Below are 13,356 nucleotides of genomic sequence, written 5' to 3' on the forward strand. Positions count from 1 at the left end.
TAAGTATATTACTATAAATCAAATGTCTAAACAACAAGAATTGTAATTCTTAAATAAAAAAAACAGAGACAACTATAAAATGTCTCTGTTTATAAGGGCTGTATTAATACCGTAATATAGAATACACATTCTTAAAACACTCATTTGTAATTTATATTCTTCTATTTTTTCTAAGCTTTTAAATTTTATCAAAATTAAAACTTTAGATCAGTTTTATGTGTTTTTAGTTTATTAAATGCTCTTGAAAGGTTTGCTTGTGCCATATGATATTCTTTTTTACTTCTTTTTTCTTTAATCTTCCTTTTTAATTCAGCTTCTGCTCTTTTAACAGCATTAACATCTACAAATTCTGGATCTTCACATCTATGAACTAAAATTAAAACATCATTATCTTCTACTTTAATCATTCCCCTTGTTACAACTGCTTTTTGTGATTTTTTACCTGCAGGTGTAAATGTTAAAACTCCTGGCTCTACTTCAGCTATTACATTACTATGATTTGCAAGTATACCATACTGCCCATCTACTGTTGGAATTTGAATATGCTCGCATTTTCCGTTAAAATATATGTGCTCTGCTGCATATATCCTTAAATTAAAAGATTTCATTATTTAACTTCCTCTAGTTTTTTAGCCTTTTCTATTACTTCTTCTATCGAGCCCACGTTAAAAAATGCCGCTTCAGGATATTGATCCATTTCACCATCGAGTATCATTTTAAATCCTCTAATTGTATCCTTTAATTTAACGTATTTTCCATCCATACCTGTAAACTTCTTTGCAACATGCATGGGCTGTGATAAAAATCTTTGAATTCTTCTGGCTCTATAAACAATCGCTCTATCTTCTTCACTTAGTTCATCCATACCTAAAATTGCAATTATATCTTGAAGTTCGTTGTATTTTTGTAGAGCTTCTTGAACACGTCTAGCTGTTTCATAATGTTCTTTACCTACAATTTCAGGCTCTAAGATTCTTGACGTTGAATCTAGTGGATCAACTGATGGGTATAGTCCTTGTTCCGCAACTTTTCTTGATAATACTGTTGTCGCATCAAGGTGAGAAAATGTAGTTGCTGGGGCAGGATCCGTCAAGTCATCAGCTGGAACGTAAACCGCTTGAACTGATGTTACAGAACCATTCTTTGTTGATGTTATTCTTTCTTGTAATTGCCCCATTTCTTCAGCTAATGTTGGTTGATAACCTACCGCTGAAGGCATACGTCCTAATAATGTTGAAACCTCTGATCCTGCTTGAACAAACCTAAAAATATTATCTATAAATAAAAGAACATCTTTGTTTTCTACATCTCTAAAATATTCAGCCATCGTTAAACCTGTTAGAGCAACTCTCATTCTAACACCTGGAGATTCATTCATTTGTCCAAATACTAAAGCAGTTTTTTCTATAACTCCTGACTCGTTCATTTCTTGCCATAAGTCATTACCTTCTCTCGATCTTTCACCTACTCCAGTAAAAATTGAATATCCACCATGTTCAAGAGCAACATTGTTTATTAACTCTTGTATTAAAACTGTTTTACCTACACCAGCTCCACCAAATAATCCGATTTTACCGCCTTTTGGATAGGGCTCTAATAAGTCTATCACTTTAATACCTGTTTCAAGTATTTCTATCGCAGGACTTTGATCTTTCAAATTTAGGTGCATCTCTGTGAATTACCCATTTCTTAGTGTCGGGATCAACATCTTCTTTTTTATCAATTGGTTGTCCTAAAACATTAAACATTCTCCCTAAAGTAGGAGAACCTACTGGAACTCTAATGCCGAAACCATCTCTTTCTACCCTCATTTCTTTATGAAGTCCCTCACTACCCGATAACATAATACATCTTACAATATTATCTCCTAATAATTGTGCAACTTCCATAACTTTTATATCATCATTTAGCTTAACGGTTAAGGCTTCTTTTATTCTAGGTATTGTTTGATATTCACCAAAATCCACGTCTACAACTGGACCAGAAATAGCTATTATTTTACCTATCTGCTTCATTGTTAGCCTTCTTTCTCTTTCTTTTTTCTCTCATTCCTTTTGCTCCAGCACTTACTTCTGTAATTTCTTGTGTTATTGTAGCTTGTCTAACTCTATTATATTGTAATGTTAGATTGTCTAAAATATTATCTGCATTTTGATTTGCCGATTGCATAGCATTCATCCTAAAATCAAGTTCACTACAGTAACTATCTACTAAAGCACCATATATAAATCCGATAACATAATTAATTGCAAGATCTTCTAAGATTTTTTTTACATCTGTGGCAAATTCAATATTATGCTTGAAACTTTCTTCTTCTTTTTGCTCGAGCTGATTAGGTAGATAATCACGATGAAATGGTAAAAGTCTAGTTATTTTAGCCTCTTTTATACCTGCATCTTGAAAATCTGTATATACTATAAATATTTTCTTAATATTACCTTCTAAATATTCATCCAACAATTCTTTTGCAATATAACTTGCTTCTTCCATGGTGGGTTGTTGTGCACTATAAGTAAAATCCTGCTCAATCTCTATACCATGTCTTGTAAAATAATGTCTACCATATTCCCCTACTACATATAGCTTGTGTAGTTCTGATTTATTAAATTCTTCCATAGCTAAATGAATTACATTTGAATTATAAGCTCCAGCTAAACCTTTGTCGGCAGTTATAATTAAATATCCATAGGAACCTTCAATAAATTCATTTCTATTCACTGGATATAAAAAAGCACTTTCAATATCTTGTATTGTTCTAAAAATTCTTTTTATTTCTCTTCTCAATGCATAAAAATATGGTCTAGTATCTTCTAGTGCTTTTTTAGCCTTTTTTATCTTGGTAGAAGAAATTAAATACATAGCATTTGTTATTTTTCTTGTATCTCTTATACTTTTTATTCTTGATTTAATCTCTTTTGCACTTTTCATATGATTACCTTCCCTTTAGGAAATCTCTTGAAATTGAAATTATTTCTTCCTTCAATTCATCTGTCAGATTTTCTTCAAGAGTTATTTGTCTAATTATTGACTCATGATTATTGCGTATATGAGAATAAATATTATTCATTACTTCTTTTATATTTTTGGGATCAATCTTAATTAAAAGTCTTTCAAGAGCAACAACTAGTGTTATAACTTGCTCTGCTTGCGACATTGGTGAATATTGATGTTGCTTCAATAATTGCATCAATCCTTTACCAAATTTTAATTGATTTTTTGTGGTTTCATCTAAATCGCTTGAAAATTGTGTAAATATTTCCATTTCTCTATATTGTGCTAATTCTAATCTCAATGTGGATGCTGATTTTTTTATCGCTTTAGTTTGGGCTGCTCCACCAACACGAGATACTGATAATCCAACATTTACCGCTGGTCTTTGTCCAGCAAAGAATAATTCACTTTCTAAAAATATTTGACCATCTGTAATAGAGATAATATTAGTAGGAATATATGCAGATACATCTCCTGCTTGTGTTTCAACTATTGGTAAAGCTGTAATGCTACCTCCACCATTTTCATCTGATAGTTGTGCCGATCTTTCTAATAATCTTGAATGTAAGTAGAATACATCACCTGGATAAGCTTCACGACCTGGAGATTTACCTAATAACAGTGAAATTGTTCTATATGCTATTGCATGTTTTGACAAATCATCATAAACAATTAGAACATCTCTGCCCTTTTGCATAAAATATTCAGCAATTGCAGTTGCAGAGTATGGTGCAATGTATTGCATGGAAGCAGGTTGACTTGCAGTAGCAGCAACTATTATAGAGTATTCATCCGCACCAAATTTCTTTAACTGCTGACTAATATGAACTACCGAGCTAGCTTTTTGTCCAATTGCAACATATATGCAAATTGTATCTTTTCCTTTTTGATTTAATATTGTATCAATAGCTATCGCTGTTTTACCAGTTTGTCTATCACCAATAATCAATTCTCGCTGACCTTTCCCAATTGGAAACATTGAATCAATAGCTAAAAGTCCTGTTTCCATAGGTCTTGAAACGGACTTTCTTTCTAATATTTCAGGAGCTGGTCTTTCTATAGGAAAGTATTCATCGGCAGAAATATCACCAAATCCATCAATTGCTTGACCAAGTGAATCTATTGTTCTACCTAATAATTTATCTGTAACTCCTATACCGGCTGTTTTCATTGTACGTCTTACTTGATCTCCTTCTAGTAATTCACTATCTTTACCAAATAAAATACACCCGACTGAATCAGGTTGTATATCTAATACAAGACCTTTTTCTCCACTTTCAAATACTACTATCTCTCCATAAGTAACTTTGTTTAATCCTTTTATTATGGCTATTCCGTCACCCACTTCGTCAATATAACCTAATTCTTGAGCCTTTACTTCCGGCTTCCAATTTTCTAAACTGCTCTTTAATAGGTCTATAGAATCATCTATATCTACTTCGATATCTTCTAATTTTTCAACTAATTGTGTAGCTTTTGCAACAGTTGACCAATTGTATACTTCTGAACCTACTATAAGCTCCATTTCATCAAAATAATTATTATTTTCATAGTCTATTTCAACCCATGCTAAATCATCAATATCATATTTTTTATGAAGAAAATCCTCAAGCTGTTTCATTTGTTTTCTTGTTGGTTTTTCACCACTTTTTAATTTAACTAATAAATCACTCATCTTCATCCTCTTTTGCATATTCTATAAAATCATCATAGACATCACCATTAAACAAAGCGAGTTTAGTAGCTGTTTCAATAACAACTTGTTTAAGCTCAAGCTTTGTTTTTCTAATAAGCTTTTCTCTTTCTCTTTGTGACTCAATTTTAGAATCTTGAATGATTTTCTTACCTTCTTCTTTTGCAAGTCTTATTTCTTTATCGGAAATTTTCTTAGCCTCTTTCAAGGCATCTAATTTTATTTGTTTAATTTCTTCATGAATTTCTCTTAATTTTTGATCATGAAGTTTAACAGACTCTTCTGAGGCTACCAAATTATTTTTAGTTTGATCATCTAAATCTTTATAATATTGTTGTCTTTTTTCTATGAAAGATTTTACCGGTAAGTATAAAAGTATATTAACTATTAAAGCTAATAAAGCAAAATTAAAAAGATGTAAAAGTATTTGTTGCCAGTCTATTCCAAGCATACTTTTCCTCCTTCTTTTTTATAATACAAATATAACTAAAATAGCTACAATTAATGCATAAATTACAACTGTTTCTATAAATACTAAACCTATCATTAATGCAGATCTAATTTTACCTTCTGCTTCTGGTTGTCTTGAGATCGCATCTGAAGCTTTTGATATTGCAAGTCCCATACCAATAGTACCACCAACACCAGCAAGACCAATTGCTAATGCTGACGCCATAGCTTTTGCACTTGTTGAGTTATCGGCTGTTTTTTCTACAACTGTAGTTTTTGTATCATGATCGTTAGCTGCTTTTGCAGAATTTCCCAAAAATGCTGATCCTGAAAATAATAAAATTGCTAGCATAAATGCTGATATTCTAAATAATTTTTTCATATATACTCCTTAATATTTCTTATTTTGTATTTGCGTTTTTATATTTTATTTTTTTACTTTATGATGAACTTCTGTAACTTCACCATAATATATAGAAGTTAACAGTGTTAGAACATATGCTTGTATTACTGCATGTAAACATGAAAATAATACCGCTACTACAACTGGTAATCCATAGCTAAGTGCAATTGAGTGATATACTAAATCCATAACTAAAAGCCCACTTACCAAAGCTCCAAAAAGCCTAAAACTCATGGAAATAGGTAATGAAAAATCTTTTAATGTCATAAATATACCTTTCACCCCATTAGATGTAAGCCCACCAATCATTATAAATAAATAGGACAATCCACCCATTGCTATAGCTGCATTTATATCTGACAATGGTGCTGGTAATGTAACTGGAGAACCTGTTATTGCAACAACTTGTATTCCGACAAGTTCAAACAATGTACCAATAAAAATATATATACCAGCTGCGAATATGTATGATCCCAATAGTCTGTTTCTATGTGGACTATTTGATTTTGCTAAATTATCAAATAACATAACCGATTGTTCAATAAGTAATTGAAACTTACCAGGCACTTTCTTAAATTTAGGTATTGCAAAGACTCTAACTAAAAGTGCAAAAAATGCAATTATAGCTGTTACTGTATAAGCTGCTATCACACCCGGATTAACATTCATTATTCCAAAAAAAGATACTTTTTCTTTTTCATGGAGAACAGCTTCCCTCATGGCTTCTTTCAATGTCATACCATGCTCGACTGTCCCCCTGTTTAAAAGTATACTTCCAATAAAACTGGCTAGAACAATAAAAATTAATATGTATGTGACCTTTCTTCTCTTTTGCATTTTCCCCCTTCCTAAATATCTTTTTATCAAATAATTTTACGTAAAAAATACAAGGACTATGAAGTACTTGTATTCGTTCGATATTCACTTATAATTTTACTCCTCAAATTTTAAGATTTCAAGGATTTTTATATTTTTTTTAATTTATATAGTTTGACATTGTTTTCATTTTATAAATAAGTAAATTATTTAACACTTTATTTATTTCCTTTTTTCAAAGGTACATATACTTTTATCTTGTTATTTATAACTTTAACTTCTATTGGTAATTTAGGTCCCTTATCACCATCAGAGATTTACAACAACTTCATTATCTGTTAGATTTTTAATTTTAACACTTTTCCCCTGCATAATTTCAATATCTTCCTCATTGAATTTATCCCCAAATAACATATCATATCCAATCTTTGCTTTAGTGAATATACTCTTATTTTTTAATATAAGAACATTTAGATTTCCATCATCATTTGTTGATTTGATACTAGGTATTTTTATCGTACCATACTTTTCAGAAAGTGTAATAAATAAGTGGTCTACAGTTCCACTATATATTTTTTCATCAACTTCTACTTCTAAATTATAATCAATATTTTTTACTAAATTCTTTATAGCACTACGTACATACGCAAGCATACCTAACTTATCTTTTTCTTCATTTTCAACTTCATGCAGCGACTCTGGTAATTGTCCAATACTCAACATAAAACTGAAACATTTCCCATTCGCTATACCGATGTCAATAAATTTAGGATTTTCAAAATCAATGTTTTTAAGTGCTTTTTCCTTTTTCTGTTCTATATCCAAAGATTTAGACATAATATTCCCAGTTCCTGCCGGAAATATTAGTAATTTAGGTGGCTCTTTTGCATCTATAAGACCTGTAAGTACTTCAGCTAAAGTACCATCTCCTCCTACTGAACATACAGAATGATAACCCTCATCACAAGCCTTTTTAGCAAGTTTTGTTCCATCTCCAGCTTCTTTAGTGATTTCAATATCAATTTTATCAAAAATAAGTTTTAAGTCTTCTTTTATGATATCTTTAAGTGCTTCGCCTTCAGATTTTCCTGATTTTGGATTTATTATAACCATTATATTTTTCATTAGTAATTCCTATATAGTCCTTTATCTCTAAATTTTGGTGTTGCAGTAAATCTTAATCCCAATTTTCTTAATATATCTTTATCATTAGAACTAAGCATTACTGTTGAATGTGCTTCTAATTTATTTAATTTTTCTATTTGACTAAGAGCCAAATGTGAAACTGGATTTGTTGTAGCGGACATAGCTAGGGCTATTAATACTTCATCTAAATTCAATCTTGAATAATTATCTTTTAATTGATTTATTTTTAACTTAATGATGGGTTCTAGTATATGCGGTGAAATAAGAGGTATTTTATCATTTATTCCTCCTAATACTTTAAGGATATTTAAGATACAAGCCGAGGAAGCATTCAAAAGGTCTGTTCTTCTTCCTTGAATTATTTCTCCACTTTCTAATTCAATAGCAAATGCAGGCTCATCACATTTTTCTGATTTTTCCTGTGCTGCCTTAACAACTTTTCTATCCTCCGGAGAAATATTTAATTGACTCATCAACATTTCAATTTTGTCGATTACAAATCGATCTATTTTACCAATTTTATAGTCACACATGGCATTGTAATATCTTCTAATTACTTCATTTTTGCTAGCTACTTCTACGCCAATTTCATCAATAATGCAATATCCAACCATATTTACTCCCATATCAGTCGGCGATTTGTATGGGCATTTTCCAATAATTCTTTCAAACATTGATTTTAATATTGGAAATGCTTCTACATCACGATTATAATTTATAGTAGTTTTACCATACGCCTCTAGATGAAATGGATTTATCATATTTACGTCATTTAAGTCTGCAGTAGCTGCTTCATAAGCGATATTTACTGGATGTTTTAAAGGTAGATTCCACACTGGAAAAGTTTCAAATTTAGCATAACCTGCCTTTATTCCTTTTTTGTATTCATGATACATTTGCGACATACAGATTGAAAGTTTTCCACTTCCTGGCCCTGGTGCCGTAACAACAACTAATGGCTTTGTAGTTTTTATGTATTCATTTTTTCCAAATCCCTCTTCACTTACAATGTATTGTGTGTTGTTTGGATATCCAGCTATTGTATAAGAAAAATATGTACTTATTCCCATTTTATCAAGATATTCCTTAAATTTTTTTGCACTTGGTTGATTGTCATATTGATTGATAACTACTGATGATACATTTAATCCTACATTATTAAAAGAATCTATCAATCTTAATGTTTCACTATCATATCCTATTTCAGAATCACCTCTAACCTTGTGACTTTGAATATCTAAGGCATTTATTACAATCAATATTTCTACTTTATCTTTTAATTCTAATAACATTTTTAATTTTGAATTTACCTCAAAACCAGGTAAAACTCTAGATGCATGCTCGTCATCGAATAGTTTCCCTCCAAATTCTAGATACAATTTATTATCAAATTTATTAATTCTCTCTAAAATTTTTTCCGATTGCATTTTAATATATTTATCATTGTCAAACGAAATATTCATTATCACTCCTTTATTTTTCTACTCGATATTATACCATTAGTTCAAGAAAATTTCTCTATATTTTTATCTATGATATAATAATTATATGTGAAAGGAGAAGATCTATGCAAAAACTATATACGAAAGTTAATGTTCCTAAAAAGAAAAGAATTGCATTAATTGCACACGATGATAAAAAAGATGAATTATTTGCGTGGATGTATAATCACTTGGATATACTTAAAACCCATCATTTATGTGGTACTGGGACAACTTCTAGTATAATTCGAGAAAACTTTGATTTAGAAATTTATTCATATTATAGTGGTCCTCTTGGTGGAGATCAACAAATTGGTGCTGCAATTACACAAAACGAAATAGATGTAATGTTCTTCTTTTGGGATCCTATGTCTGCACAGCCTCATAATCCAGATGTAAAAGCACTTCTAAGAATTGCTGTATTATATAATATACCTGTTGCAATGTCTCCAATTGATTCGAATTATTTAATTTCTTCCCCTTTATTAAATGAAGCATATACTAAATATGTTCCAAATAATAACATAGATTTAAATGATAAATCTAATTTAATTAATACAATATAAAAAATAGCAGTTATTCTTATTATAAGAATAACTGCTATTTTCTTTTTAAAATGCTGGTTTAGCATGTCCTTTTAGTTTTTCTTCAATGAATTTTTTTATTTTTTCACTGTTTAATGCTTTCTTTAGTGCTTTAATTTTTTCTGAATCTTTGTTTTCTTCTCTTGATACTAATCCAATAGCAAATGTCTTATCATTTGCTTCTTCAAAAGCTAATCCATCTTTTTCAGGTTTTAAACCTAATTTAGCTATATATGTTGGGTAGTTAAAAATTAAATCTGATTCTTGATATGCTTCGTTTAGATTTAATAAGCCCCATTGCTTAATCTTAAATTTCTTTGGATTATTTTTAATATTTTCCATAGTTACATCAAAGCTTGTTTTATCAAGTTCAATTAATCCAGCTTTATTTAATAATAGTAAAGCTCTTGCTGCATTTGTTGGATTGTTAGGAATAGCTATTGTAGCTCCCTCTTTTAAATCTTTCAAATTTTTAACTGTTTTTGAGTATAATGAAACATTTGCGTTATATACATCAGCAACTTTTACTAGTTTAGCATTGTTACCTTTGTTGAATTGTTCCATAAATGGTGCATGTTGGAAGAAGTTAGCATCTGCTTCTTTATTGTTTACTGCAACATTTGCTTGTACATTATCCGATACTTTCATTAATTCTAATTCGTATCCTTCAGATTTCAAGTCATCTTTTACTAATTCTAACATATCTGTCATTGGTGATGTATGTGAAGCTACAAGGATTTTTTTATCATCTTTTTTTGCTTCAGTTTTAGTTTCAGTTTTCTCTTCTTTCTTTGTTTCTGTTGCTGTTTCTTTAGTTGATTCAGCTTTAGTTTCATTTTTTGTATCTTTATTTTTTCCATTTGAGCAACCTACGATTGCCATCATTAATACTAATACTAAAATTAATAATCTTTTCATTATTTTTTCTCCCTATGTTTATTTATTTTTCTTGCTAAATAATATCCAATTGATTGTATTACAAATACATATATCACAAAAATTATTATTATTAAATACATTAGCTTATAGTTGTATTCTTGATAACCATATCTAAATGCGTAATCTCCTAAACCTCCTGCACCTATCACTCCCATTACTGTAGAATAAGATAATGTACTTATTACAACAGAGGTCAATGAAAGTATTAGGTCGTTAAAAACCGAAGGAAACAAAAAGTAGTAAATTATTTGAAATTTTGTAGCACCCATACTGATAGCACGATTGATAATATCATCACTAACATTTATATAGGCTTGTTCAACAAATCTCGTGTAAATACTTGTAGTAACAAGTGTTAGAGGAATTATTGATGCTATTACTCCAAAAGATGTTCCAAAAATAAATCTATTTACTGGTATCAATACAAAAATAAAAAGTAGAAATGGTACAGATTTAAGTGTGTTTAGCATAAAACTTAATACTTCATATACGACTTTATTTCTGATTAAAAATTTTCTATTTAATGAAAATAGCAATGTTCCTAAGGGTATAGAAATTATTAGTGAAAGGATAATCGAAACTATCATCATGATATTCGTTTCTATAAACGCCTTATATATCCCTTCTTTGTTTTGAATTAGTAAATCAAGCATTTAGCACCTCCAAAACATTTTGATAATAATCATCTTCATATTCTACTTTTGTCTTTTTAGGCTTAATTATATCAAATACATTTCCCTTTTCAATGTAAAGAACCCTATCACAAAAGTTTTTTAATACACTTAAATTATGAGATATCATAATTATAGATACTTCAGATTGCTTTATTATTTTTTGTAATAGCTCATATACCTCTCTTTCAGCATCTTGATCAAGCGCAGATGATATTTCATCACAAAGTAAAATTTTGGGCTTTTGAAGTATCGCCATCGCAATAGCAACTTTTTGTTTCTGACCACCACTTAATTGATTACAATACGAGTTTTTTAATCTTTTTATTTCCATAAAATCAAGAATATCATCTATTTCTTTTTCATCAACCTTAATTTTATTTAACTTATATATTAATTTTAAATGATAATATACAGTTTTATTTTCTAAAAGATTTGAATTTTGAAATATATATACTACTTCTTTTCTAAAATTTCTTAATTCATTTTCACTCATACTAAGTATTGATTTACCTTGATAAATAATATCACCGTTATCAATTTCAACAAGTCTATTTGCCATTTTTAGTATTGTCGATTTTCCTGTTCCATTTTTACCAATTATGCCAAGAACTTCATTTTTTGATAATTGAAAACTTAAATCTTCAAGTTTGAAATTAGAATCTGAATATTCTTTTTTAACATTTTTAAATTCTAAAATCATACTAACTCCTAACTAAATTTAGACATTAAAATAGATCCACTTACACCGGCATTTAATGACTCTATTTTTCCTTTCATCGGTATCTTTACCAGAATATGTTCTAGTTTACGTATATCTTTAGATATACCATTACCTTCATTTCCTATGACAATAGCTATTTTTTCTTCTAAAGTTATAAAATTATAGTCCATACCAGACATATCAGCAATTAAGAATTTATATCCATCAAGTGTAGATAAATCTTTGTAAGTCATATCTACTAAATTTAACCTAAAAATTGAGCCCATACTAGCTCTCAAAACTTTTTCATTGTAAAAGTCACAAGAATTTATCGCTATGATAGAATCATATCCAAAGGCTTCTGCCAATTTAATCAGTGTTCCAACATTACCCGGATCTTGTAAATTATCTAAAATCAAGACTCTATCCCCATATGTTGAAGCATTATTTTTTTTGACTATTGCCATATATCCATCTGGTGTTACTAAAGAAGATATTTCATTAAAAAGATCTGGAGTAATCTTTGTACTTTTTTCAAAAATTTCTTCTTCACCATCTCTTATAAAAATTTTTTCGATTTTCATATTGGATTTAATAGCTTCTTCAATCATCTTTCTTGTTTCAATAATAAACAATGAAGTCTTATTTCGATATTTTTTTTTGATAGTTTTTTAATTTCTTTTATGGAGCTGTTACTTGAACCATTAATTACTATATCCATTTTATATCCTTCTAGTAAATGTAAATTTACTTAAAACTATTATATGCAATTATTAATATACTTACAGTGATTATCTTCACGTTATAATTTTTGTTAATATCTATTCCAAGTCCTGTAAAGCCTTCAATTGCTCTGTAGAGCCAAGCATTAAAAGCGTATCTGTAGTTTTCAGATCAGTAGAAGGCTTTGGGTTTCCTATAAACTCATTTTCACCTCTATTAATCCCCAATATACTCAAACCATATCTTTTTCTGATATCCAATTGCGCTATTGTTTCTCCCATCCATGAGTGTGGAACTGTAAATTCAACAATTTCATAGTTTGCAGATAATGAAATAGACTCTATAACATTCTTTGTAGCTAAGTTATTTGCTAATTTTCTACCTAAATCCTTTTCAGGAATTATAGCATCCTGAACACCTATTTTTTTTAAGATTTCAGCATGTTGATCATTTCTAGCTTTTGCTATTATCTTTTTCACGCCTAACTCTTGGCATAGAATACATGTCATAATTGAGCTTTCAAAATCTGTTATACCAACAATTACAACATCTAACTCTGCCAATCCTGCAGCCTCCAAAACTGCTTTTTGTGTCGCATCTCCAATTAACGTATGCGATGCAAAATCTGCCATTTCATTTATATTTTCTTCTTCTGAATCAATAACAATTACTTCGTGTCCTAATGTATATAGTGTTTCTGTTACTGATTTCCCAAATCTTCCTAACCCTATTACTCCAAACTGTTTCATATATTCT

At 29.7% G+C, this 13,356-nt stretch carries 16 protein-coding genes; 1 reads left to right on the forward strand and 15 read right to left on the reverse strand.

The genetic code is table 11. The features are described from left to right. Nucleotides 1-194 precede the first annotated feature (194 nt). From atpC to AC4KN9_RS04980, 10 genes are all read right to left on the reverse strand, one after another. Nucleotides 195-608: an ATP synthase F1 subunit epsilon gene (gene atpC, locus AC4KN9_RS04935; protein WP_491017522.1), complete on the reverse strand. Its 414-nt coding sequence runs from the start codon at nucleotides 606-608 to the stop codon at nucleotides 195-197. Beyond that, nucleotides 608-1,657, reverse strand: a complete 1,050-nt coding sequence (gene atpD, locus AC4KN9_RS04940) for a F0F1 ATP synthase subunit beta (protein ID WP_491017523.1) — start codon at nucleotides 1,655-1,657, stop codon at nucleotides 608-610. The genes atpC and atpD overlap by 1 nt, the downstream gene beginning before the upstream one ends. Next, the gene (locus AC4KN9_RS04945; protein ID WP_491017524.1) at nucleotides 1,623-2,015 is read right to left on the reverse strand and encodes a hypothetical protein; all 393 of its coding nucleotides are present in this window, start codon (nucleotides 2,013-2,015) and stop codon (nucleotides 1,623-1,625) included. Before AC4KN9_RS04945 ends, atpD begins: the two co-directional genes overlap by 35 nt. Beyond that, on the reverse strand, nucleotides 1,999-2,928 hold the full coding sequence (atpG, locus tag AC4KN9_RS04950) for an ATP synthase F1 subunit gamma (RefSeq protein ID WP_491017525.1): 930 nt from the start codon (nucleotides 2,926-2,928) through the stop codon (nucleotides 1,999-2,001). The genes AC4KN9_RS04945 and atpG overlap by 17 nt, the downstream gene beginning before the upstream one ends. 4 nt (nucleotides 2,929-2,932) lie before the next feature. After that, nucleotides 2,933-4,666 (reverse strand): F0F1 ATP synthase subunit alpha, encoded by a 1,734-nt coding sequence (gene atpA, locus AC4KN9_RS04955; RefSeq protein ID WP_491017526.1) that lies wholly within the window; start codon nucleotides 4,664-4,666, stop codon nucleotides 2,933-2,935. Then, nucleotides 4,659-5,135 carry a F0F1 ATP synthase subunit B gene (locus tag AC4KN9_RS04960; protein ID WP_491017527.1) on the reverse strand — a complete coding sequence of 159 codons (477 nt, stop codon included), beginning with the start codon at nucleotides 5,133-5,135 and terminating at the stop codon, nucleotides 4,659-4,661. The genes atpA and AC4KN9_RS04960 overlap by 8 nt, the downstream gene beginning before the upstream one ends. An 18-nt stretch (nucleotides 5,136-5,153) precedes the next feature. Further along, nucleotides 5,154-5,516 (reverse strand): ATP synthase F0 subunit C, encoded by a 363-nt coding sequence (gene atpE / locus AC4KN9_RS04965; RefSeq protein WP_491017528.1) that lies wholly within the window; start codon nucleotides 5,514-5,516, stop codon nucleotides 5,154-5,156. Nucleotides 5,517-5,561: 45 nt separating this feature from the next. Then, nucleotides 5,562-6,374 (reverse strand): F0F1 ATP synthase subunit A, encoded by an 813-nt coding sequence (locus AC4KN9_RS04970; RefSeq protein ID WP_491017529.1) that lies wholly within the window; start codon nucleotides 6,372-6,374, stop codon nucleotides 5,562-5,564. A 288-nt stretch (nucleotides 6,375-6,662) separates the two neighbouring features. Then, entirely contained in the window at nucleotides 6,663-7,478 is an 816-nt protein-coding gene (locus tag AC4KN9_RS04975; protein ID WP_491017530.1) for a diacylglycerol/lipid kinase family protein, read from the reverse strand. Further along, the gene (locus AC4KN9_RS04980) at nucleotides 7,478-8,962 is read right to left on the reverse strand and encodes a DUF1846 domain-containing protein (protein ID WP_491017531.1); all 1,485 of its coding nucleotides are present in this window, start codon (nucleotides 8,960-8,962) and stop codon (nucleotides 7,478-7,480) included. The genes AC4KN9_RS04975 and AC4KN9_RS04980 overlap by 1 nt, the downstream gene beginning before the upstream one ends. Nucleotides 8,963-9,066: 104 nt before the next feature. On the opposite strand from AC4KN9_RS04980, the gene AC4KN9_RS04985 reads away from it, so the two are divergent. Continuing rightward, nucleotides 9,067-9,546 (forward strand): methylglyoxal synthase, encoded by a 480-nt coding sequence (locus tag AC4KN9_RS04985; RefSeq protein WP_491017532.1) that lies wholly within the window; start codon nucleotides 9,067-9,069, stop codon nucleotides 9,544-9,546. A gap of 45 nt (nucleotides 9,547-9,591) precedes the next feature. Here AC4KN9_RS04985 and AC4KN9_RS04990 read toward each other — a convergent pair whose 3' ends face one another. From AC4KN9_RS04990 to AC4KN9_RS05010, 5 genes are all read right to left on the reverse strand, one after another. After that, nucleotides 9,592-10,482 (reverse strand): MetQ/NlpA family ABC transporter substrate-binding protein, encoded by an 891-nt coding sequence (locus AC4KN9_RS04990; RefSeq protein ID WP_491017533.1) that lies wholly within the window; start codon nucleotides 10,480-10,482, stop codon nucleotides 9,592-9,594. Then, nucleotides 10,482-11,156: a methionine ABC transporter permease gene (locus tag AC4KN9_RS04995; protein ID WP_491017534.1), complete on the reverse strand. Its 675-nt coding sequence runs from the start codon at nucleotides 11,154-11,156 to the stop codon at nucleotides 10,482-10,484. Before AC4KN9_RS04995 ends, AC4KN9_RS04990 begins: the two co-directional genes overlap by 1 nt. Then, complete coding sequence (locus AC4KN9_RS05000) at nucleotides 11,149-11,877, reverse strand: ATP-binding cassette domain-containing protein (RefSeq protein WP_491017535.1); 729 nt, start codon at nucleotides 11,875-11,877, stop codon at nucleotides 11,149-11,151. The genes AC4KN9_RS04995 and AC4KN9_RS05000 overlap by 8 nt, the downstream gene beginning before the upstream one ends. Nucleotides 11,878-11,885: 8 nt before the next feature. Continuing rightward, a complete protein-coding gene (locus AC4KN9_RS05005; protein WP_491017536.1) occupies nucleotides 11,886-12,512 on the reverse strand; it encodes a TrmH family RNA methyltransferase in 627 nt (208 codons plus the stop codon). A 186-nt stretch (nucleotides 12,513-12,698) separates the two neighbouring features. Further along, a complete protein-coding gene (locus tag AC4KN9_RS05010) occupies nucleotides 12,699-13,349 on the reverse strand; it encodes a potassium channel family protein (protein WP_491017537.1) in 651 nt (216 codons plus the stop codon). Between the last annotated feature and the right edge of the window lie 7 nt (nucleotides 13,350-13,356).

Source organism: Helcococcus sp. SA-HE-C1 (assembly GCF_985670335.1).